Below are 19,979 nucleotides of genomic sequence, written 5' to 3' on the forward strand. Positions count from 1 at the left end.
GAGCGGTAGAGTTTGGGCAGGGTAATGGAAACCGCTTTGTGAGTCGCGTCCGCTCTCCCGGGTATGACGAGCGTCAAGGACCTCCACGTCGACCGCGCCGCCACCGCCGACCGACTCGGCCGCGGCCGCTTCTCGTTCACGGACGACTACTCCGTCTTCGACTGGGGGAAGATGCCCGACGAGATCCCGGGGAAGGGCGCGAGCCTCTGCACGATGAGCGCGTTCAACTTCGAACGCCTCGAAGCCCGCGGGATTCCCACCCACTACCGGGGCGTCGTCGCCGACGGCGAAACCACCGACCTAGACGGACTCGATGCCGACGCAGACGCACCGGCCGAGATGGCGGTCGACCTCGCGACCGTCCCCGAGTTGCCGCACGACGGCCGCGACTACGACTACGACGACTACTACGCCGCCGCCCGCGACAACGTCCTCGTCCCGCTCGAAATCGTCTTCCGGAACTCGGTTCCCGTCGGGTCGAGCATTCGGTCGCGCGCCACGCCCGGCGAGTGCGGCCTCGATGCCGATAGCTGGCCGGACGAACCGGTGTCGCTCCCGAACCCCGTGGTGGAGTTCTCCACGAAACTGGAGGAGGGCGACCGCTACCTCGACCGCGAGGAGGCCGAGCGTATCGCGGGGCCGGCGGACCTGAACGAACTCGAATCGGTCGCGCTCGACGTGAACGACCTCGTCACCCAGCGCGCCGAATCTGTCGGGCTCACGCACCAGGACGGGAAGATAGAGTGCGTGCTCGCGGACGGCGAGGTCCGGGTCGCGGACGCGGTCGGAACGTTCGACGAAAATCGGTTCTCCTACGACGGCCAGCAGGTGTCGAAGGAGGTCGTCCGGCAGTACTACAAGCGAACGCAGCCGGATTGGGTGGAGGCCGTGTCGGCGGCGAAGGCGCGCGCCGACGAAGAGGACGTGGCGGACTGGAAAGGATTCTGCGACCGCACACCCGACCCGCTCCCCGAGTCCGTGGTTCGCGCGACGAGCGACCTCTACCGGGCGGGCGCGAACGCCTACACGGGCGTCGACTTCTTCGACGCGCCCGCGCTCGACGCCGCCGTCGACGCCGTCCGCGACCTCTAGTCGTCGAGCGCCTCGTCCACGGGCGCCTCGGGGTTGGCGTCGCTCGCGGGGTCGGGCAAGCCGAGCTGGTAGTCGTCCGCGCCGTCCCGCACTCGAGTGCGGCCGCGGTGAACGCTCACGTCGTCGTTCAGGTGGAGTGAGACGGCTTCGCGGAGCGCGTCCGCCTCCAGCGGCTGGCCGCGCGACTTCACTTCCTCTACGGTCGCGTCGTCCGGCACGTCGAACGCTCGCTGCGTGATAATCGGCCCCTGGTCGAGGTCCGTCGTGACGTAGTGTGCGGTCACGCCCGCCACGCGCACGCCCTCCTCGACGGCCTGCCGGTACGCCTGCGCGCCCGGGAACGCCGGCAGGAGGCTCGGATGGATGTTGATGATGCGGCCCTCGTACCGGAACACCACGTCCGGGCTGAGGATGCGCATGTACCGCGCGAGCACCACGAGGTCGACGCCGTACTCGTCGAGGATATCGAGCAACTCCGACTCGTCGGGCGTGCCGCTCCCGTCACCGATGTCGTGGAAGGGAACGCCCGCCGATTCGGCGACCGGTTCGAGGTCGTCGTGGTTCCCCACCACCACGCGAACCTCGCCGTCGAGGTTCCCCGACCCCGCCGCGGACAGCAAGTCCTCCAAGCAGTGCGACTCTCGGGTGACGAGCACGGCGATACCGCTGGTCTCGCGGCCGTCCGGGAACCGAACCCGGATGTCGACGCCGAGGTCGTCCGCGAGGTCGTCCAGGGCGTCCGTGAGAGTCTCGCGCGTACACACCATCTCCCGGGTGTCCGCGCGCAGCGTCATCCGGAACACGCCCTCCCGAACGGCCTGGTCGATGTCCTCGATGTTGATTCCGCGCTCGAACAGCAGGCTGGTGACGTTCGCGACGAGTCCGGTCCGGTCGTCGCCGACCACCGTGATCTCGGTGTACTCTTCGGTCACGCGCACCACCGCCGTAGTCGAGTCATCACCCGTAGAAGGACGGGGACGGCCAAAAGGATAGCCTTCCGCGCAATCCCGACCACTCCGTTCACCACACGTTCGTGTAACACGTCGCGTAACCACAATCGTTTTTGGGCACGAACGCGCTTCTCCGCGTGATGACCGCCTACACCGCGACGGTGACCGTCCGCCTCAAGCGCGGCGTCCTCGACCCCGAAGCCGAGACGACCAAGCGCACGCTCGAACGCCTCGGGTTCGACCTCGACGGCCTCCGCTCCGCCGACCGCTTCGAACTCGACCTCGACGCCGACAGCGAAGCGGACGCCGCGGAACGCGCGGACGAGATGGCGGAACGCCTCCTCGCCAACCCCACCATCCACGACTACACCGTGGACGTCACCCAACGCGAATGACTGTCGCAATCACCGATACCGCCTGTCTGCGAGTCCACGGAGGTGTCTCGCGGTGACAGTCGCTATCGTCCGCTTCGGCGGGTCGAACTGCGACCGCGACGCCCTGCGCGCGCTCCAGCACCTCGACGTGGATGCGGAAATCGTCTGGCACGAGGACGGCCTTCCCAGCGATACGTCCGGCGTCGTACTCCCTGGCGGGTTTTCGTACGGCGACTACCTCCGCGCCGGCGCGATGGCCGCCCAATCGCCCGTGATGGACGACGTCCGCGACCTCGCCAGCGAGGGCGTGCCCGTCCTCGGCGTGTGCAACGGCGCGCAGATCGGGAGCGAGTCCGGCCTCACGCCGGGCGCGTTCACCACGAACGCCAGCGCGCGCTTCCAGTGCGAGCACGTCCACCTTCGCGTCGAGAACCCGGAGACGCCGTGGACGCGCGCGTACGACGAGGGCGACGTGCTCTCTATCCCCATCGCGCACGGCGAGGGCCGCTTCGAAACCGACGACGACCGACTCGACGAACTCGAAGCCGATAATCGGGTTCTGTTCCGGTACTGCGACGAACACGGGAACGTCACGCCCGACGCGAACCCGAACGGTTCGAAACACGCCGTCGCGGGCGTGCTCGGCGAGCGCGACACCGTCGCCGTCCTCATGCCACACCCCGAACGCGCCAGCCTCCCCGACATCGGCGGCACGGACGGTCAAGGCGTCCTGCGGGCGTTCGACTGACTACTGCTCGGTCAGCAGGACAATTTCCACGAGGACGCCGTCGTACCGCACGAACCGCCCGTCGAGCGACTCGTAGGCGTCACGCACCCGCTCGTACTCGCCGCCCTCCAGTTCGACCGACGCCTCGCCCGCGACCGCGGCGTCCCGCACCACCTGCTTGAGTTCCTCGGTCCCGAGTTCCCCGTAGTCCACGACGGTCGCGTTCGCGGGCGCGTCGGAGACCGTGCTGCCTTCGATGTGGCCGCTCCGCGCGTCGCCGAGACACCCGGCGGTGAGCGCGAGCACGCAGAACACCAGCGCGACGGCGACGATTCGACGCATTATCGCCACTCCTCACTGAACGAACAAAAAACTCCGCTGGTGGCTACTTCGCGAGCGGGAGGTTGTAACTCGTCTCGCGCTCGACGACCTCTTCCCACGTGTGCTCGCACTCGCAGGAGACCTCGCTGAAGACGGAGGGGTCCTGCCGGAGGTCGAAGTCCTTGATGGCTTCCTGCACGAGATCGTCGCACTCCCCGCAGTTGTGCGGCCCGCGGTCGCTGCCGTGACCGACGGGGTCGCTGACGACGATTGCGTCCGCGTCCGCGGTCGATTCGAGCACGTCACAGATACTCCACATCCACGGCGGCCGGTACCCGCCGCGGAAGTGGAGTTGGTCGACCATCGTGTACCGCTGGACGTTACACGGGTTCATCGAGACCGTGTGACAGCCCTCGACGTCCGCGCACGCCCGAATCGAGTCCTTCATGTCCTGAACGGCTTCGCCCTCCGAGAGGAACGGCGGCTTCATCAGGAGATAGGCCTTCACGCCCGCACCCGCTTCCTTCGCTTCGAGGGCGGCGTCCTCGAAGTCCGCGAAGTCGAAGTACTTGTTCACGCAGTCGTGGCGCACGCGGTCGTTCGCGGTCTCCAGCCCGACCGCCACGTCCGTCTCCAGTCCCACGTCCACGAAGTCCCGCACGCGGTCCTCCTGCACGAAGTCCGGAAGGGACTCGACGACGATGCGCTCGCGGTCGCTGAACGTCTCCGCGATGGCCGCCCGGGTCTCCGCCGGGACCTCGCGCTCGTCGAGGAAACTCCCGCTCGTGTAGATCTTGATGAGTCCCGACTTCTCCTCGGCCTCCTCGGCCTCGTGGTCGAGACAGACCTGAATCTGGTCCATCAGCGCCTCGTGCTCGACGCTCCCGTCCTCCACGGACTCCGCGACGTACCCGCACATCGTACAGCCGCCGGCGCGCGCCCACCGACACCCGCCCGTGTTCAGGATGATGGTCAGGCTCTGGTAGACGCCGCTCGGCGTGTTGTCCTCGTCCAACCACACCCTCGTGGGTTCGTGGGGGTCGTACGTCTCGTCGCGCTCGCCCCGCAACTCCCGCATCACCTTGTTGTGGGCGTCCATCCCCCGACCGGACTCGTACACCTCGGGGCTCGGCTGACTCATTACCCGTCGTAGCCGTCCGGCGCGTAAAGCCGCTTCGTCACCGCCGCGACCGCGCCCCCGGCGAGCGCGCCCGCGAGGTTCGCCGCCGCGTCCAGCAGGCTCGCGGTCCGCCACGCCACCAGCGACTGCACGCCCTCCACGCACAGTCCGAACGCGAACGCCGCGACGACCGCCACCGGAATCGACGCCTCCCGCGCCACCAGCCACGCCAGCACCGCGTACCCCGCGACGTGCAGGAGTTTGTCCACCGGAAACCCGCCCGCGTCCGGCGGCCCCGCCGGTAGCACCGACGCCACCAGCACCACGACCGCCCACCCGAGAACCCAGCGGCGCACGACTACAGCGGCGTATCCCCGCCCTGCTGGTGCGCCTGCTCCCGCATCTCCTGGACCTTCTCCACGTACTCGTACCCCGGCACGATACCCTCGAACCACGTCCCCTCCACGAAGTTCACCACCGCCAGCGCGTCGTCCGCGACGCTCCCCTCGCGCGCCTCCACCTCAGCCTCCACCGTCACACGCTCGCCCTCCCGAACCACCACGGGCTCGGCCGTCAACTCCGCGTACGTCACCCCGCCCACGTCCTCGACACGCAACGAGAACGTCTCGAACCATCCTTCGGACACAGTATCTCCGACCTCCCCCTCCACCACCGCATCCAGCGACGGCACCTCCACCCGCACCCGATACTCCGCATCACCCGGAACCACCGACGCATCCCAATCCGACCCCACAACCTCGAACACACCATCCGCGCGCTCGAACCGCTCACTCGCCTCGAACTCCGACTCAACACTCATACCCCACACCACGAGACTCACGGAAAAGGGCGTTTCGCGTCACCACTCCTCACCTTCGTTCGTCGCAGGTGCGGGGGGAGGGATTTGAACCTCTGTCGTTTCGCTACGCTTCACTCCCTGATTCAAATCCCTCTCTACGCAGTTATCCTCGTTTCACTCGGAAAACTGCGAGGGGAGGGATTTGAACCCACGAACCCCTTCGGGAGCGGATCTTAAGTCCGCCGCCTTTGGCCTGGCTCAGCCACCCTCGCGCACCCGAAAGGAATCGGGGGGTCTACCTGAATCTGACGACTACCAGTCGACCGAGACCGTGCCGTCGCCGTGCGGGTCCGGCGCGAGCTCCTCGTTCGTCCGGCGGTCGATGACGTGAATCACGCCCCGGTCTTTCTTCGCGGGACATACCTCCGCGGCCTCGACGTTGTGGTCGAGTTCCGACTCGTCGAAGAAGTACGAGACGGGCTCGCCCATTCCGGAATCGAGATTCATCTCCCAGTTCGCGGAGACGTTCGCGCACTTCCCCGCGCCGATGCACTTGTTCGCCTCGAAAATCAGCTTGTAGGGCTTCTCCGACACCGCCGGGGCGTCCGTCTCCCCGACGCTGCTCGGGTCGAACCCCTCGTCCTCACTCATATTACAATAACTCTCACCCGGGGACTAACGCGTATCGCTCTCCGCGCGCAAAACCCCGCCTTCTCAGAAAGTGCGTCAGGTCGTCCGACCTGACTGCTCCACGAGCCGCTTCATTCCTCGTGAACAACGCCAGCGCGAGGCGCTGGCTGGCACACGACTCGTCTTACTCCTCGTGAATTGCGTCAGTCCTTACGGACTGACTCACCCACGAGTCACTTCACTCCTCGTGGACCTCGACCGATTCGAGGACGATGTCCTTCATCGGTTCGTCGTTGCGGTCCGTGGGGACGCTGCCGATGTCCTCGACGACATCCATGCCGTCGGTGACTTTCCCGAAGACCGCGTGGCGGCCGTCGAGGTGGGGCTGGGCGTCGAGCGTGATGAAGAACTGGCTGCCGTTCGTGTTCGGGCCGGAGTTCGCCATCGAGAGGATGCCGGCGTCGTCGTGGTTGAGGTCCTCGTGGAACTCGTCGTCGAACTCGTAGCCGGGGCCGCCGCGGCCGGTGCCGGTGCGGTCGCCGGTCTGAATCATGAAGTCGTCGATGACGCGGTGGAAGGGCACGTCCTCGTAGTAGGGTTCGCCTTCGACTTTCTCGTTCGTCTCGGGGTCGGTCCACGCCTTCTCACCGGTCGCCAGTCCGACGAAGTTCTCGACGGTGTTCGGGACTTTTTCGTCGTAGAGTTCGACCTCGATGTCGCCCTCGCTCGTGTGCAGGGTCGCTTCTATCGTCATACGTGTCGGAACGCGAGTCCGGGGGAAAACGCTGCTGGTGTCCCGTTGGAGTTAGGTCGCTCGCGGCCGTCCCCTCGGTCGTGTTCCCGGACACGCCCCGCGAACCCCAGACCGTTCGTCTCGCCGGCGGTGTCTCCGGGTCGTTCCGCGAGTGGGCGACGGACGGAACGGCGCTCACCGCCGCCGCGCGCGTCCGCGACCCGGACGGCCGTCTCGCGTTCGTGAAGAACCGGTGGTCGGACGGCTGGGTGGTGCCCGGCGGCGCGGTCGAACCCGGCGAAACCCCGAGCGACGCGGCCCGGCGCGAGGTCCGCGAGGAAACGGGACTCGACGCCGACATCGGGCGGCCACTCGTCGTGCTCGACCAGACGTTCACCACGGACGACGAGTCGTTCGACGCGGAGTTCGTGGTGTTCGACGCCCGCGCGGACGGCCGAATACCGGACGCGACCGAACTCGGTCTCGAATCCGACGAAATCCGTGCTGCCCGGTGGTTCGACGAGGTTCCCGACGCGCTGCACGACGATGTCCTCCGCCGCTATCTTGAATAGTCCACGCGACCCAGCCAGTAGTATGTCGGCTCGCTGAAACCTCTACGTGGCCGCGTTCGTCTCCGCCTCGCTCGCATACATCTTCGTGTCGCTCGCGTACACGGGCGAACTCTATCTGCTTCGCTGGGTGATGTTCGCCGTCTTCTTCCTCGTCGTCACCTACGGCTTCGAGGCGTTCGTGAACTGGGCGGACACCCTCGATTAGGCCCGCGACAACGATACGTCCCGGAACTCGACGCGCGCGCCGCCGTCCGCTGCGTTCGTGAACCGCACCGTCCAGCCGTGGGCGTCCGCCACCCGCTCGACGACGTGCAATCCGTAGTGTCCCTCCTCGGGACCGGGCGCGCCCCGCCGCAGCACGTCGGTCGGGAACCCCGGGCCGTCGTCCGCCACGAAGAACCCCGATTCGTCCTCCAGCACGCCGACCGTTACCGTCGCGTCCTCGCCGCTGTGCTCGATGCTGTTTCGAACGAGGTTCTCCAGCGCTTGGCGCAGCCGGCTCGCGTCCGCCTCCACCTGCCACGTCCGACTCGGCAACACCACGGAAGCGTCCGCGGTGACAACGCCATCCCACGCGTCCTCCGCGACGCTCTGGAGCGAACACGACTCGGTCTCGACGGCCCGGCCCTCCCGCGCCTGCGCGAGCAGGTCGTCCACGAGACTGTCGATGCGGGCGAGCGCGTCCTCGACGCTATCGAAGTACTCCTCGTCCCCGAACTCGCGCGCCAGCGAAACCTGGGCCTGCGCGACCGACAGCGGATTCCGGAGGTCGTGGCTGAGCACGCTCGCGAACTCCTCTAGGTCCTCGTTTCGCTCCCGGAGTTCGCGCTCCCGGCGCTTTCGCTCGGTGATGTCCGTGAAGATACCCGTGAACAACCGCCGTCCCTCGTACTCGTGTTCCTGCAGGCTCACCGACACCGGGACCTCGTGACCGTCCTTGTGCTGGGCGGGGAGTTCGACGCCCGTCCAATCGATGTGTTTCTCGCCCGTCTCCACGTACTGATTGATTCCCGCCAGATGGGCGTCCTGCAGGCGCTCGGGGATGATAGTGAGTTTCGAACTCCCCAGTAACTCCTCCGGATCGTATCCGAGAATCCGCTCTATCGCCGGGTTCGCGGCGACCACCACGCTCTCCGCGTCTATCGTGAGCATCCCCTCCGACGTGTGCGCCAACAACTCTCGGAGGAACTCCGAGTCCCCCTCCAGCGAATCGGCGACGACGACGTCGCGCTCGTCCATATCCACTCCTTGAACCCGCGGGCGTTAACGGTTCCGGGCGCCGACGGTTCGAAGTCGATAAAACGACGCAACATCGTCCGCCGCGGCGACCTCGACACCAACCACCGCGGCGGCACCGACACCCACCGCGAACGCGGAGCGTTCGCGGCATTTTTGGTGCAGATTTTTGCGGCGAGTGGTCGGCTTCGCCGACCCGAGCCGGAAAAAGGTGCGTTCAGAAGGCCCGGAGGTCGTGGAGGGTTTCCGCGGCTTGTCCGCTGGCGATGGTGTCGCGGGCGGTTTCGAGGGCGTCACGGATGGTGTCGGCGTCGCGGCGGGCGTACATGCGGAACGCGGCGTTGAGCGCGATGGCGTCCGCGAAGTCGTCGTCGCGTTCGCCGGCGAGGACTTCTTTCGTGATTGTGGCCGAGTCGGCGGTCACGTCGTCTACCTGGAGCGTCTCGTTCGAGAAGTCCATGCCGTACTCGTCGGTTTCGATGGTGAAGTCGTCGAGGTCGCCGCCGTCCCACTCTGCGACGGTGGTGGAGCCGGGGCGGATGTCGTCGTAGCCCTCCATTCCCTGGAACATGATGACGCGGTCGACCGAACTCTCCTCGCTCTCCGCGAACGTGTTCACGACTTTCTTCGCGAACGCGAGGTGGTAGAAGCTCCCGAGGTGGACGCTCGCGTTCGCGGGGTTCGCGAGCGTTTCCACCGTGTTCACGAACGTGCGGACGCCCATCTGGTCGCGCCGGTTCTCGATGGCGTCGATGCCGGGGTTGAAGTTCGGCTGGTAGTAGAACCCGAATCCGGTCGTGTCCGTCATCTCCGCGGACTCCGCCGGGCTGAGGTCGGTCTCTATTCCGAGTTCGTCGAGCACGTGCTTGTACGCGGTGCCCTTCTGGGTGGGGACGCGGTCGCCCGAGTGCGCGACAACGGGCGTTCCCGCGGCCGCGGCGACGACGCCCGCGCCGACGCCGAGCAGGGCGGTGCGGAGCTTTCCGTCGTAGTTCGCGCCGCAGTCAACGGGGTCCACGTCGGGTTCGGCGACTTCGACGGACTCTCGCCGCATCACGTCGGTGTACGCGCCGAGTTCCTCCGCGCTGTTGCGCTTCCAGCGGTTCGCGAGCCAGAACGCGCCGAGCGTGGTCGGGTCGGGTTCGTCCGCGAGGATGCGTTCGAACGCCTCGGTCGCCTGCGCTCGCGTCATGTCCTCCGCGGACTTGTGTCCGGAGCCGACGACTTCGGTCATCAGCCGCTTCAACGGCCACTCGCCGAAACTCTCGCTCATACTCCAGAATAGGGACGGACCCACCCTAAATTCACGCGGTTCAATCCGACGACTGATAACCGTCCACGCCCTTCTTGGGGTATGGCACTCGACGGCGACTGGCGCGACCGCCTCGACGACACGGACGCCCGACTCGTGGACGGCTTCCAGAGCGGGTTCCCGGTCGAAGAACGGCCGTTCCGCGCGGTCGGGCGTGCGCTCGACACCACCGAAGACGACGTCCTCGAACGCGTCCAGCGCCTCCGCGAGATGGGCGTATTCCGACGGTTCGGCGCGGTTCTCAATCCACCCGTCATCGGGAGTTCCACGCTCGCCGCGGTTCGCGCGCCCGACGACCGCTTCGAGGAGGTCGCGAACGCAATCAACGCCCATCGACAGGTGAACCACAACTACCGCCGCGACCACGAGTACAACATGTGGTTCGTCGTCACCGCGGCGTCCAAGGAGGTCCGCGACCGCATCCTCGCGGACATCGAGGATGAGACCGGCTGTGACGTCCTCAATCTCCCGATGCTCACGGACTACTACATCGACCTCGAATTCCCCGTCGTCAATACTGACCGATTTGCGCGGGAGGCGCTGCAAGCGCCTCCGAACGGACGAACGGGGAGGGACGACCCGCGAGTCGGCGAGACGCTGGACGCGACCGACGCGACGGCCACTCGGCTCAGCGAGACCGCGCGCAGCGACCTCTCCGAACTGGAGCGCCGCGTCATCCTCGAAATCCAGGACGGCTTCCCGCTCACCGCGACGCCCTATGCCGACATTGCGGACGCCGCCGACGCCGACACCAGCGACGTGCTCGCGGCCGTCGACCGATTACTCGACGACAACTGCATCAAGCGCGTCGGCTGCGTCGTCAATCACGTCGTCACCGGGTTCACGAACAACTGCATGGTCGTCTGGGACGTGCCCGACGACGAACTCGACGAGTACGGGCAAGCGGTCGGCGAACTCCCCTACGTCACCCTCTGCTATCACCGCCCCCGCCGTCCCGACCAGAACTGGCCGTACAACCTCTTCACGATGGTTCACGGCCGCCAACCCGACGCCGTCGACGAGAAAATCGACGAACTCGCCGCCGACTACCTCCCGGTCGACCACGAACGCCTCTACTCCACCGAGAAACTGAAGCAGACCGGCGCGCAGTACGAAGAACTCGTCTAGCCCGCGCGGTTCCTGGTGGACATGAAAAGGGCGAACGAGCGAACCGCGTGAGCGAGTGAGGGCTTTCCGGCGCGCAGTACGAAGGACTCGTCTAGCCCGCGCTAGGTTTCGCCTTCGCCGGTCGCGCCCTCCAGGTCGAGCGGGCGGAGCCAGCCGTACCAGAGGACGAACAGCGCGGAGCCGTAGCCGACGACCCAGACGAGCATCCCGACGGTGAAGTTGTTCCCCGCGAACGACACGAGCGCGGTTTCGCCGATGGCGGTGCCGGCGAGCAGGCCGCGCGTGATGCCGGGGAGGACGATGCCCGCGGCGACGACGAGCAGGAACACCGGCCACGGTGGCGTATCAGCCATGTTCTTGGCTTGGGCGGCGGGCTACCTGAATCACTCGGTGTGGCGCTTCCACACGAGCTCCCAGTCGTCGCCGTCCGCGCGCACGACCGCGTCGAACACCGTCGTCATCGCGTTCAGCGTCTGGCGGTCGCTCGACGCGGGGTCGAAGTGGAAGTGCGCGGTCACGTCGCGCTCGCGAACCACCGGAAGCAGGCGGTTCACGAACCGGAACGTCCGCGTCAACCCGATGTCGTCGACGAGGTCAGGGAGAGCGTCGAAACACACCACACCCGGGTCCGTGCCGATGTCGCGCACTCGCTCCCGGACGCGTGAGAGGAGACAGGAGCCGTCCGCGACGCACACGCACTCCACGGACGCGTCGCTCGCCCCGTCGGTCGTGAGAACCGTTCGGGTGGCGTCCGCCCCGCCCTGGTCGGCGATGCGCTCGCGGAACTCCGCGTCAGCGTCGTACGTCACGCCTACGACGTGTTCCGCGCGCTCGCTCGGCGTCGCGAGCAACTGCCGACATCCCGAGGCAGTCACGCCGTCCCCGTCCGGCCCGAGTACGAGGACGCTCGACACACCCGACACCGACTTGAAGACGTGCCCGTCCCCCGAGGAGTGCGCCTGACCCATCGTACGTAACTCGCGTATCGAGCCTACCGCCGCTCCTCGTATCAACGTTGTGGCACCCCCACGGTTTTCACGCACCCCGTCGAAGCCCACCCATGAAACATGTCGCCATCGACGACGTCGACACCGAAGTCAACCCCCTCCAGGTCCACGAAATCCGCAAACCCGTCTCGCGAGCGCTCGGCACCACCGACTTCGCCATGAACTACTTCGAACTCGCCCCCGGCGACAGCTTTTCCGGCGGCCTCCACACCCACCACGACCAGGAAGAAGTATTCTACGTCGAATCCGGCACCGCCACCTTCGACGTCGGCAAAGACCGCGACCAGATCGAAGTCAGCGAACGCGAACTCATCCGCTTCGAACCCGGCGAGTTCCAGACCGGGTACAACGACACCGACGAACGCGTCACCGGCTGGGCGCTCGGCGCCCCCGGCAGCCAGCACGACTGGGACGACATCCGCTCCTACGTCTACTGTCCCAACTGCGAGGACGAACGCGAACACGACCTCGCACTCGCCGACGCCGGCTTCAAACTCACCTGCACAGAGTGCGGGAACACGCAGGGCTAACGACTGAGAACACGAAGAAACTGTAGTGGGTCAGTGCGGCTGTTGAACTCGCGCCAGACGGTCCTGCTCGCCCTCGGCTGCGCGGGCTGCGACTGACTGCGTTCAAATCCGCACAGTTGACTACTCAGTCGCTCACGAGTTCGTGACAGAAGTAGTGGGTCAGTGCGGATTTGAACCGCAAACTTCCACCTTATCAGAGTGGCGCTCTACCTAATTGAGCTACTGACCCGCTCACTTTCCTCTATACTGCGTGGTTTGTTTAAGGGTTTCCTTTCGGCGGTTGTGTCGCTGTCTGGTGGTTACGTCTCGTTTTCGTCGTCAAACTCCACGTCGTAGGCGTCCTCGCTGAGGTCGTACGTGTTCTCGGTGGAATTGGCGTTCCCGCCGGGCGTGTTCTGGTTGGTGGGCCCGTCGTCGGGGAAGCCGAACGTGTAGACTTGGCCGGTGGCGAAGCCGCCGGTGCGTTCGTCGAGTTTGGGGGTGATGACGTATTTCTTGAGCGCCCAGCGGATGGGGGCGCGGGTCACCGGGACGACGAACAGGAGGCCGATGAAGTCCGTGACGAGGCCGGGCGTGAGGAGGAACGCGCCGGCGACGAGCAGCAGTCCACCGTCCACGAGTTCGTCCGTGGGCGGGCGTCCTTCGGCGAGGGCTTTCTGGATACGCCGCATCGTGTGGCGGCCCTCGGCGCGCACGAACAGCATGCCGAGGAGTGCGGTGAGGACGACGAGCGCGACGAGCACCTCCCACGAGAGCATCGTGGAGAGGAACACGAGGAAGAGCATGTCGAGCAAGGGCACGAGGAGGAGTGCCGCGAGCAGCCGTTTCATCGCGTGCTACTACCCGCTCGGTGGGTTTAACGGTTGGGTCGGGTCGCCGGGTTCGAAGCGTTTTCCCGAACACGGCGTCTCTCCCGGATATGGACGAGTCCGCGGACGCGACGAAGGTGGAGTGGCGCGAGTGGGGCGAGGAAGCGTTCGAGGCGGCCGCCGAGGCGGAGAAACCGCTCCTGTTGTCGCTGGTGACGCGGTGGAGTCGGCGCTGTCGGGAGATGGACGAGGGCGCGTACGCCGACCCCCGCGTGGCCGCGAACCTGAACGAGGAGTTCGTGCCGGTGCGCGCGGACGCCGACCGCCATCCGCGCGTGCGGGAGCGGTACAACATGGGCGGATTCCCCTCGACGGTGTTCCTGACGCCGTCGGGCGCGCACATCGCGGGCGCGACCTACCTCGACACGGACGGCTTCCGGCAGGTCATCGAGCGCGTGCACCGCGTCTGGGAGGACAAGGGCGCGGACGCCGCCCGCGTTCCGCGCGCGCTCAGGGAGCCGGAGCCGCCCGCGGGCGAGGTCACCGCGGAAATCGAACGATTGGTCGCGGGCCAGCTGGACGAGAAGTTCGATTCCGACTTCGCTGGCTGGGGGTCGAGCGAGAAGTTCCCGCTCCCGGACACCATCGAGTTCGCGTTGAAGCGCGAGCGCCATCAGGCGACCCAGACGCTCGACGTGCTCGAACGGAACCTCCAGGCGGACTCCGGCGCGTTCGGCCGGTTCGCGCACGGCCGGGACTGGAGCGACCCGCAGCGCGAGTACCTCCTCGAAACGAACGCCGCGCTCCTCCGCGCGTACAGTCACGCCTACCTCGTCACGGGCGACGAGTCCTACGAATCCATCGCGTCCGACCTCGTGGACTACCTCACGGGCACGCTCTGGACGGGCGACGCGTTCGGGAACGCCGAACTCGCGGAGGCCGACGCGAGAACGCCCGTGGACGACACCGCGTTCGTCACCGGGAACGCCCGCGCCGCCGACGCGCTCGCGTGGTACGCCGCGTACGCCGACGACGACACCGCGCGCCGGTACGCCGAACGCACGCTCGACTTCCTCGACACGCTCGTCGACGACGGCACCCTGGTGCACTTCGACGACCCGAACAGCGAATCCGGCCTGCTCGCGGACCACGCCGCCGCGACCCGGGCGTACGCCACCGCCGCGCAGACCCTTGACCGCGACTACCTCGACCGCGCGGAAGCCGTCGCGTCGGACGCCCTCGACCGCCTCCAGTCGGAGAGCGGCGCGTTCGACGACGGCCCCCGCGACGGCGTCGGCCTCCTCGACAAACCTCTGCATCCCATCGACGACAACGCCCTGCTCGCGAACGCGCTCGTGGACCTCCGGTATCTCGCGGACGACCCCACGTACCGGGAGGCCGCGACCGACGCCGTCGGCGCGTTCGCCGGCGCGGCGGAACGAATGGGCGTGCAGGTCGCCGGGTACGCCACCGCCGCGTCCCGCCTCGTCACGCGCCCGCTCACCATCGAGGTCGGCGCACCCGCCGGGAGCGACCTCCACCGCGCCGCCGTCCGCCTCGCCGACCACGAGAAGGTCGTCGTCCCCGACGCCCCGGCTGTCGATTCGGGCACCGCCCGCGTCGTCACGGCGGACGCGACCCGCGCGGGCGCGGAGACGCCCGCGGAACTCGCCGACCTCGTTCAGGAGTCGCTGTAAACTTCCCCAGGGTTTTTGCGAGCGCACGCTGAAGTCGCACGCATGGCCAGCCTGAAGGACCTCGGACTCTCTGATTACGAGGCGAGCGCGTACCGCGCGCTCCTCGAAACCGGTCCGGCAACCGCGAAGGAGTTGTCCGAGGCGAGCGGCGTTCCCATGGGTCGCATCTACGACGTGCTCGCGAGCATCGAATCCCAGCACCTCGTCCGCAGTCAAGCCGCGAGCAGGCCGAAGAAGTACGCCGCCGTCGACCCCGAGGACGCCCTCGACCGCCTGCTCGACGACCGGAAACGCGAACTCCAGGAGAAAGCGGACCAGTACGAGTCGGTCGTCGACGAACTCACGGGCGACCTCACAGCCCCCACCGCGCCCGACGCGGGGTTCTGGACCGCCGCCGTCGGCCCCGACGAGACCGTTGATTTGCTCCTCGAACGCCTCGACACCGCCGACGACCGCATCGTCCTCTTCTCGTCCGCGCCCTCCTCCGGCCTCGACATCGGCGACGTCTCCAGCAAAATCACGAATCACCTCCTCGACGCGCTCGACCGCGGCGTCACCGTCTCAGTCCTCCTCGCCCGCGACCTCTCCCACGAACTCCCCGACGAAGTCAACGCCGTCTACGTCTCCGAACTCGCCCAGCACGACGCGTTCAGCGTCCGCATCGGCGACACAGTGGACAGCAACGTCGTCGTCGTGGACGGCGAGGAAGTCTGCATCGAGATGCCGAACCCCGTCCAGCCCGACGAATCCTTCGCGCTCGTCGCGCTCAAGGACCCCGAGTTCGCCAACGACGTGACCGCCGAATTCGACGAGAGCTGGCAGGACGCCACCACGCTCGAATAAGGAGCAAGGCTTATTGTCGCTTCTCGGTCACTCTCCCGGTATGGCGCCCTCCAAGCCGTTCTTCACACCCGACGGTGAACTCGATACCCCGCGAATCGTCGCCGAGGTCGTTCCGCTCGCAAAACTCGTGGTCGCGGTCGGCGTGACCGCCGCGATTCCGTTCCTCCTCCAGATCGCCCTCGTCGAATCGCTCGCGTTTACCCCGCTGTTCGTCGTTCCGCTCACGCTCGTCACCCAGTTCGTCCTCGCGGTCGGCACCGCGTTCGTCCTGCTCTACGTCGTCGTGCGCGCGAACCAACTCGCCACTGACGCCTGACGCTGCCGACGCCTGACGCCGTCCGTCCCGATTCTGTTGGAACAGCCGGACGCGGCCGTACACTTATGTTGGTGGACTGATGATTGAGCGGTATGTCGATACGGAATCGAGCCAGCACACTCCGGTTCCCGGTCGGTGTCGCCGCGCTCATCGTCGCCGCGTTTCTCCTCGACGCCGGGACGCAGTGGCTCGCGGACTCGATAGTGGCCGGCACGGGGTCGTGGATTCCGCGTGTCGGCACGGTCGGCCAAACCGTCCTCCTCTACAGCTCAGCCGCAACCCTGTTCGCGTTCGTCGTCGTTCCGGTCGCGGCCTTCTGGCTCGGCACAAAATACGGACGAAGCTCGTGAGGCACACTCTCGAACGATAAGTCGGACGGAGGCCGGTCCCCGCGACGGAACGCGGTCGTGCGCGTTGTTCGGTCCTATTCTTCGACTTCGTCGCGCAGGTCGCCGAGCGTGGCGATCCGCTCGGCGTGCGCGTTGTGCTGGTGGATGGACTCGTCGTTCGACTGCTTCATCGTCACGACGGCGTCGTCCGCGAGATGGTCGTACTCGTCGACGACGCTCTCCGCCATCGCGCGCACGCAGTCCTCGACGAACCGGGCGTTCGCGTGCGCCTCGTACGTCATGTGGTCTTCGTCGGGGCGTTTGGCCATGTTGTAGATGCGGGCGCTCATCGAGTCCTTCGCGAGCTCCGAGAGCTCCATGAGGTCCACGTCGGGCTCGCCCGCCGTCTCGATGGTGAGCGTCGCGTGCCCGCGCTGGCTGTGCCCGGCCTGCGGCACCTCTCGCAGGAACTCCTTCACGTCCTCGCTCTCCACGCCGAGGTCGCTGAGTTTCTCCTGGGCGCGAGCGCTCATCATCTGCTGGCTGCACGGACACACCGTCATCCCGGTGACGTGCACGCCGACCTCCTCGCGGGTGCGCTCGCCCTCCTGCGCGGTCGCGGCCGCGAGGAAGTCCATCGTGCCCTGCGTCGGCTTCCCGGACTCCGGCGTCTCGTCCTGCGTGACGTACTGCGCCTCCATCTCCACGACCGCCCGCGACGTGTAGTCGTGTTTCTCGATGAGGCGGTCCGCGGCGTCACCGCAGACGTCCTCGATGCGGTACGCGGGCTCGCTCACCGCGGCTTCGAGCGTCTCGTCGATGACTTCCATGTTCCGACTCATGTCGATGCCCTTGCGCTCCTTCGGCAGGTCGACGTACACCTCGAACTCGGCGGCGAGGACGAGGGGGCGCTTCTCGGGGCGCGCAATCTTCACGAGTTTCTCCACGCCCGTCACGCCCACCTGGCTCAGTCCGACGGAGACGTCCGGGGTCGACGCCTGCACGTCCGGCAGTTGCTCGCTCATTACACAACGTTTCCCGTGGAAGTACGGAACTACTTTCGGTATCGGAGAGCTACTCCAGTTTTCCGAGCGCCTGGAAGAAGTCGCTCGCCGGACCGGCGACCCGCGCGGGTTCGTCGGCCTCCCGGAGCGTTACCTCGCTCGGCGTCTCGACCTCGCGCGTGTTCGACCCGTCGCTCGACACGACCGCGTGCTCGGCGTCGTCCACGCGAACCGTCACTTCGCTCCCCGTCCGCGTGACGAGCGGCGGCATCGCGTCCTCCGCGCACATTCCGGTGACGACGAACCCGTGGACGCCCGGCTGGACGAGCGGCCCGCCCTCGCTCAGGTTGTACGCCGTGCTCCCGGTCGGCGTCGAGACGAGCACTCCGTCCGCGTGACTCGCCGTGTAGAGCGAGCCGTCCACCCGAACCTCGACGGTCACGCCCTGCCCGTGTCCGCGCTGCGGACCCTGCACGACGACTTCGTTCAATGCGGGCGTGAGCACCCAGTCCGCGCCCGACGCCTCGATGCGCGGCACGTCCCGCGAGCGCACCGCGCCCGTTTCGAGGTAGCGCTCCACCTCCTGCTTCACCGCCGCGACCGCGTCGTCCGGCGCGACCGCGTTCAAGAACCCGACTTCACCGAGGTTCACGCCGAGCACGGGCACGCTCCCCGCGCCCCGCGCCGCGAACAGGAACGTGCCGTCCCCGCCGATGCTCACCACGAGGTCGCACGTCGAGAACTCGGAGACCTCGTGGCCCTCCAGTTCGGCGGCGTCCGAGCTCGCCTCGTCCACCCACACCTCGACCTCGTCGGGGAGCGCGTCCGCGATGTCCGCCGCGAGATAGGCCGCGCGCGCGTTCCCGCGCTGCGCGACGATTCCCACACGCATACCCGGCCCGAGAACGCCCGCGAATAAAAAACCCCGTTCACCCGAACGCGCCCGCCCGATATCCGCTGCGAGCCGGCTGTTCGCGACGACAGCCGACTACTCGCTCTCGCCCGCGAGCGCCGCGTCGAACGCGTCCACGACGCGCTTCACTTCGGCCGCGTCCGTCACGAACACCACCAGTCGCGGCGGCTCCGCCGCCACCGGCCGCGTTCGCATCCCGCGCTCCGCTGCGGCCTCCCGCGCCGCGTCCAGTCCCGTCTCGAATTCGACGCGCGCCCGCTCCGGCTGCACGAACACCCTGGCCACGCGCTCGCCGCCGTGATGCACGTCGTAGGCGCGCACGCCGTCCGCCGTCGGCTCGACGTCCTGCACTGAGTTCTCCACCGAGACCTCCGCGAACGCGCCGACCTGCCGCCCCGTCAGCTCCGAGGCGAGCAACTGCGCGATGCGCACGCCGTCGTTCAGCGACTCCGCGACCATCAGAGTCCCTCCCGGGCCTTCGCGGCCGCGTCGTCCACATCCACGCCCTCGCGGCGCGCGTACACCACCGCCGCCGCGTCCGCCGTGATTCCGAGTTCCTGCTGGAGTTCGTTCACGGCCGCGACGACCTCCTGTTTCTCCATGCCCTCCGCTTCGAGCGCGTCCACCGCGCGCTCGAACGCCGAGCGCTCCCGGAACACCGACTCGTCCGGCGAGAAATCTTCAGGTACGTCCACCGAATCGAGGTCGAAGTCCGCGATGAGGTCGCCGTCGTCCCGCGACACCAACCCCTCCCCGGTGGCGATGTCGATGACGCGCTTCGCCTGGTCGGGCGACAGCCAATCCCGGTCCAGCGAGAGCGCCACCACGAACTCGTGCTCGCCGATACGGGCCTTCCCCGTCTGCTTGAACGGGGCCGCGACCGTCACGCGCAGACTCATCACCTCTACTCCACGCCGGCGGGGCGTAAATCGCGTGGTTTCCCGTGAGTCCGGTTCCGAGCCTTTTTAGTACGCGCTGAGCCACAGTACAGGTATGCAATACCAGGGCCGCTCCAAGCGCACCAAAACGGGTGGGCGAAGCCGACCGCACAGCAAGAAGAAGAAGAACGAACTCGGCCGCACCCCGACCGAGACCACCGTCGGCGAACCCAAGTTCCGCACCGTCGACTCCCGCGGCGGCGAGGAGAAGGTCCGCACGCTCTCCACGAACGTCGCGAACGTCACCGAGGACGGCGAAACCACGCACGCCACCATCGAGGACGTCGTCGAGAACCAGGCGAACCCGAACTACGTCCGCCGAAACATCATCACCAAGGGCGCGCTCATCGAGACCGACGCCGGCACTGCCCGCGTCACCTCCCGCCCCGGCCAGGAAGCCCACGTTAACGCCGTCATCGTCGACGACGAATAACCGGCTTCGCTACCGACACGACCTCTCCACTCTCCCGTTTCTCATCGCTCTCCAGACGTAGAAGCATTCGCCGAGCGAGCGGTTCGAACGAACCCGAGCGAGGCGATTCACCGCGCCGAAGGCGCGGGCCGAGGAACCCCCAACGGGGGTGACGCAGGCTTTTGTC

At 67.2% G+C, this 19,979-nt stretch carries 28 protein-coding genes and 2 tRNA genes; 12 read left to right on the forward strand and 18 right to left on the reverse strand.

Going from position 1 to position 19,979, the window contains the following annotated elements; all coding sequences use genetic code 11:
* Positions 1–63: 63 nt before the first annotated feature.
* Positions 64–1,092: a phosphoribosylaminoimidazolesuccinocarboxamide synthase gene (locus tag ACOZ4O_RS09945; protein ID WP_424525156.1), complete on the forward strand. Its 1,029-nt coding sequence runs from the start codon at positions 64–66 to the stop codon at positions 1,090–1,092.
* On the opposite strand, the gene ACOZ4O_RS09950 is transcribed toward ACOZ4O_RS09945, so the two are convergent.
* Positions 1,089–2,024: a formyltetrahydrofolate deformylase gene (locus tag ACOZ4O_RS09950; RefSeq protein ID WP_424525157.1), complete on the reverse strand. Its 936-nt coding sequence runs from the start codon at positions 2,022–2,024 to the stop codon at positions 1,089–1,091. The two genes, ACOZ4O_RS09945 and ACOZ4O_RS09950, sit on opposite strands and share 4 nt — an antisense overlap.
* Positions 2,025–2,182: 158 nt before the next feature.
* On the opposite strand from ACOZ4O_RS09950, the gene purS reads away from it, so the two are divergent.
* Both purS and purQ read left to right on the forward strand, forming a co-directional pair.
* Positions 2,183–2,437, forward strand: coding sequence for a phosphoribosylformylglycinamidine synthase subunit PurS (gene purS / locus ACOZ4O_RS09955; protein WP_424525158.1), 255 nt, complete (start codon positions 2,183–2,185; stop codon positions 2,435–2,437).
* Positions 2,438–2,489: 52 nt separating this feature from the next.
* The gene (purQ, locus tag ACOZ4O_RS09960; protein ID WP_424525159.1) at positions 2,490–3,164 is read left to right on the forward strand and encodes a phosphoribosylformylglycinamidine synthase I; all 675 of its coding nucleotides are present in this window, start codon (positions 2,490–2,492) and stop codon (positions 3,162–3,164) included.
* On the opposite strand, the gene ACOZ4O_RS09965 is transcribed toward purQ, so the two are convergent.
* From ACOZ4O_RS09965 to ACOZ4O_RS09995, 7 genes are all read right to left on the reverse strand, one after another.
* On the reverse strand, positions 3,165–3,485 hold the full coding sequence (locus tag ACOZ4O_RS09965; protein ID WP_424525160.1) for a hypothetical protein: 321 nt from the start codon (positions 3,483–3,485) through the stop codon (positions 3,165–3,167).
* A gap of 43 nt (positions 3,486–3,528) precedes the next feature.
* Positions 3,529–4,605, reverse strand: a complete 1,077-nt coding sequence (locus ACOZ4O_RS09970; RefSeq protein ID WP_424525161.1) for an archaeosine biosynthesis radical SAM protein RaSEA — start codon at positions 4,603–4,605, stop codon at positions 3,529–3,531.
* The gene (locus ACOZ4O_RS09975; RefSeq protein WP_424525162.1) at positions 4,605–4,901 is read right to left on the reverse strand and encodes a VanZ family protein; all 297 of its coding nucleotides are present in this window, start codon (positions 4,899–4,901) and stop codon (positions 4,605–4,607) included. The genes ACOZ4O_RS09970 and ACOZ4O_RS09975 overlap by 1 nt, the downstream gene beginning before the upstream one ends.
* 41 nt (positions 4,902–4,942) lie before the next feature.
* Entirely contained in the window at positions 4,943–5,404 is a 462-nt protein-coding gene (locus ACOZ4O_RS09980) for a DUF5813 family protein (RefSeq protein WP_424525163.1), read from the reverse strand.
* Positions 5,405–5,570: 166 nt separating this feature from the next.
* Positions 5,571–5,655: transfer RNA gene (locus tag ACOZ4O_RS09985), tRNA-Leu, on the reverse strand.
* Positions 5,656–5,695: 40 nt separating this feature from the next.
* Entirely contained in the window at positions 5,696–6,034 is a 339-nt protein-coding gene (locus ACOZ4O_RS09990; RefSeq protein WP_424525164.1) for a ferredoxin, read from the reverse strand.
* A gap of 217 nt (positions 6,035–6,251) precedes the next feature.
* A complete protein-coding gene (locus ACOZ4O_RS09995; protein WP_424525165.1) occupies positions 6,252–6,767 on the reverse strand; it encodes a peptidylprolyl isomerase in 516 nt (171 codons plus the stop codon).
* 80 nt (positions 6,768–6,847) lie between these two features.
* On the opposite strand from ACOZ4O_RS09995, the gene ACOZ4O_RS10000 reads away from it, so the two are divergent.
* Together ACOZ4O_RS10000 and ACOZ4O_RS10005 are read left to right on the forward strand one after the other, a co-directional pair.
* On the forward strand, positions 6,848–7,318 hold the full coding sequence (locus ACOZ4O_RS10000; protein WP_424525166.1) for an NUDIX hydrolase: 471 nt from the start codon (positions 6,848–6,850) through the stop codon (positions 7,316–7,318).
* A 46-nt stretch (positions 7,319–7,364) separates the two neighbouring features.
* Positions 7,365–7,523: a hypothetical protein gene (locus ACOZ4O_RS10005; protein WP_424525167.1), complete on the forward strand. Its 159-nt coding sequence runs from the start codon at positions 7,365–7,367 to the stop codon at positions 7,521–7,523.
* On the opposite strand, the gene ACOZ4O_RS10010 is transcribed toward ACOZ4O_RS10005, so the two are convergent.
* Complete coding sequence (locus ACOZ4O_RS10010; protein WP_424525168.1) at positions 7,520–8,557, reverse strand: PAS domain S-box protein; 1,038 nt, start codon at positions 8,555–8,557, stop codon at positions 7,520–7,522. The two genes, ACOZ4O_RS10005 and ACOZ4O_RS10010, sit on opposite strands and share 4 nt — an antisense overlap.
* A 214-nt stretch (positions 8,558–8,771) precedes the next feature.
* The gene (locus tag ACOZ4O_RS10015) at positions 8,772–9,827 is read right to left on the reverse strand and encodes an anthranilate phosphoribosyltransferase (protein WP_424525169.1); all 1,056 of its coding nucleotides are present in this window, start codon (positions 9,825–9,827) and stop codon (positions 8,772–8,774) included.
* A gap of 81 nt (positions 9,828–9,908) precedes the next feature.
* On the opposite strand from ACOZ4O_RS10015, the gene ACOZ4O_RS10020 reads away from it, so the two are divergent.
* Complete coding sequence (locus ACOZ4O_RS10020) at positions 9,909–10,994, forward strand: Lrp/AsnC family transcriptional regulator (protein ID WP_424525170.1); 1,086 nt, start codon at positions 9,909–9,911, stop codon at positions 10,992–10,994.
* A gap of 101 nt (positions 10,995–11,095) precedes the next feature.
* Here ACOZ4O_RS10020 and ACOZ4O_RS10025 read toward each other — a convergent pair whose 3' ends face one another.
* Complete coding sequence (locus tag ACOZ4O_RS10025; protein ID WP_424525171.1) at positions 11,096–11,347, reverse strand: hypothetical protein; 252 nt, start codon at positions 11,345–11,347, stop codon at positions 11,096–11,098.
* Between the two features lie 30 nt (positions 11,348–11,377).
* On the reverse strand, positions 11,378–11,962 hold the full coding sequence (locus ACOZ4O_RS10030; protein WP_424525172.1) for a DUF7504 family protein: 585 nt from the start codon (positions 11,960–11,962) through the stop codon (positions 11,378–11,380).
* Between the two features lie 92 nt (positions 11,963–12,054).
* Between ACOZ4O_RS10030 and ACOZ4O_RS10035 the strand changes: the two genes are divergently transcribed.
* Positions 12,055–12,531 (forward strand): cupin domain-containing protein, encoded by a 477-nt coding sequence (locus ACOZ4O_RS10035; protein ID WP_424525173.1) that lies wholly within the window; start codon positions 12,055–12,057, stop codon positions 12,529–12,531.
* 155 nt (positions 12,532–12,686) lie between these two features.
* Here the strand turns inward: ACOZ4O_RS10035 and ACOZ4O_RS10040 are convergent.
* Both ACOZ4O_RS10040 and ACOZ4O_RS10045 read right to left on the reverse strand, forming a co-directional pair.
* Positions 12,687–12,760: transfer RNA gene (locus ACOZ4O_RS10040), tRNA-Ile, on the reverse strand.
* A gap of 70 nt (positions 12,761–12,830) precedes the next feature.
* A complete protein-coding gene (locus ACOZ4O_RS10045; RefSeq protein ID WP_424525174.1) occupies positions 12,831–13,361 on the reverse strand; it encodes an FxsA family protein in 531 nt (176 codons plus the stop codon).
* Between the two features lie 89 nt (positions 13,362–13,450).
* Between ACOZ4O_RS10045 and ACOZ4O_RS10050 the strand changes: the two genes are divergently transcribed.
* From ACOZ4O_RS10050 to ACOZ4O_RS10065, 4 genes are all read left to right on the forward strand, one after another.
* Positions 13,451–15,037 carry a DUF255 domain-containing protein gene (locus ACOZ4O_RS10050; RefSeq protein WP_424525175.1) on the forward strand — a complete coding sequence of 529 codons (1,587 nt, stop codon included), beginning with the start codon at positions 13,451–13,453 and terminating at the stop codon, positions 15,035–15,037.
* Positions 15,038–15,079: 42 nt separating this feature from the next.
* The gene (locus ACOZ4O_RS10055) at positions 15,080–15,880 is read left to right on the forward strand and encodes a TrmB family transcriptional regulator (RefSeq protein WP_424525176.1); all 801 of its coding nucleotides are present in this window, start codon (positions 15,080–15,082) and stop codon (positions 15,878–15,880) included.
* Positions 15,881–15,920: 40 nt separating this feature from the next.
* Positions 15,921–16,196 carry a hypothetical protein gene (locus ACOZ4O_RS10060; protein WP_424525177.1) on the forward strand — a complete coding sequence of 92 codons (276 nt, stop codon included), beginning with the start codon at positions 15,921–15,923 and terminating at the stop codon, positions 16,194–16,196.
* A gap of 92 nt (positions 16,197–16,288) precedes the next feature.
* A complete protein-coding gene (locus ACOZ4O_RS10065) occupies positions 16,289–16,546 on the forward strand; it encodes a hypothetical protein (protein ID WP_424525178.1) in 258 nt (85 codons plus the stop codon).
* A 74-nt stretch (positions 16,547–16,620) separates the two neighbouring features.
* Here ACOZ4O_RS10065 and mptA read toward each other — a convergent pair whose 3' ends face one another.
* From mptA to ACOZ4O_RS10085, 4 genes are all read right to left on the reverse strand, one after another.
* Positions 16,621–17,550 carry a GTP cyclohydrolase MptA gene (gene mptA / locus ACOZ4O_RS10070; protein WP_424525179.1) on the reverse strand — a complete coding sequence of 310 codons (930 nt, stop codon included), beginning with the start codon at positions 17,548–17,550 and terminating at the stop codon, positions 16,621–16,623.
* A 49-nt stretch (positions 17,551–17,599) separates the two neighbouring features.
* Complete coding sequence (locus ACOZ4O_RS10075; RefSeq protein ID WP_424525180.1) at positions 17,600–18,421, reverse strand: NAD(+)/NADH kinase; 822 nt, start codon at positions 18,419–18,421, stop codon at positions 17,600–17,602.
* A gap of 96 nt (positions 18,422–18,517) precedes the next feature.
* Positions 18,518–18,901, reverse strand: coding sequence for a hypothetical protein (locus ACOZ4O_RS10080; RefSeq protein ID WP_424525181.1), 384 nt, complete (start codon positions 18,899–18,901; stop codon positions 18,518–18,520).
* Entirely contained in the window at positions 18,901–19,341 is a 441-nt protein-coding gene (locus ACOZ4O_RS10085; protein WP_424525182.1) for a DUF2240 family protein, read from the reverse strand. Before ACOZ4O_RS10085 ends, ACOZ4O_RS10080 begins: the two co-directional genes overlap by 1 nt.
* Positions 19,342–19,435: 94 nt before the next feature.
* On the opposite strand from ACOZ4O_RS10085, the gene ACOZ4O_RS10090 reads away from it, so the two are divergent.
* Positions 19,436–19,813 carry a 30S ribosomal protein S8e gene (locus tag ACOZ4O_RS10090; RefSeq protein ID WP_424525183.1) on the forward strand — a complete coding sequence of 126 codons (378 nt, stop codon included), beginning with the start codon at positions 19,436–19,438 and terminating at the stop codon, positions 19,811–19,813.
* Positions 19,814–19,979 lie beyond the last annotated feature (166 nt).

The sequence above is a fragment of the Salarchaeum japonicum genome (assembly GCF_049705945.1).
In the GTDB taxonomy this organism is placed as follows: domain Archaea; phylum Halobacteriota; class Halobacteria; order Halobacteriales; family Halobacteriaceae; genus Salarchaeum; species Salarchaeum japonicum_A.